This is a genomic window from Enterococcus ratti (assembly GCF_001886195.1).
In the GTDB taxonomy this organism is placed as follows: Bacteria; Bacillota; Bacilli; order Lactobacillales; family Enterococcaceae; genus Enterococcus_B; species Enterococcus_B ratti.
Genome location: NZ_JXLB01000066.1, coordinates 1 through 531 on the forward strand (window position 1 = coordinate 1; position 531 = coordinate 531).

At 37.5% G+C, this 531-nt stretch carries 1 pseudogene; it reads right to left on the bottom strand.

What is annotated here, in order from left to right:
* Nucleotides 1–319: 319 nt before the first annotated feature.
* Nucleotides 320–531, bottom strand: a pseudogene (locus tag RV14_RS12430) (IS110 family RNA-guided transposase); the annotation flags it as partial.

Consider the following 531-nt stretch of genomic DNA (forward strand, 5'->3'; position numbering starts at 1 on the left):
ACACTTTCTGTACCTGAATACTTGTTTTCATGGTTGCAGAATAGGAATTAGCAGCCAATGAAAGAAGTAGCTGCGCTTTGTCCAAAGTCTTCTTTTCGGAGAGTCGTTTGTCTGTGCTTTTTTAAGATATTTTTCACCTAAGTTTGACTTAATCCAGCTAAATAGTCTGGATGAGGGAAGCGCTCAATCAAGTTTAAAGCTAATTTTGATACCCGACTAGAAAAAAGGAGTTCCAGTTCTGGAAAACTAAGTTGAAGAGCGGTGTGTAAGTTCAGTCTAAGTCGTTTGATTTCGGTTTCTATTTCTTGATAAAAGCGAGCTAAATCATGGGATTCTTCATAAATGGTTGACTGATGTCTCTTGTTTTTCCGTTCATATGCCCGTGAGATTGCGCAAAACGATGGGCATCTTGTTTATCAGTTTTAAGCACACGCAGACCCCGATCAAGCTGCTTTTTCGCTTCTAAAGGATTCAATAGGCAATAAGAAAAATGATTATTTTGGAAAAACGTTTCGATTACTTTTGAATAAA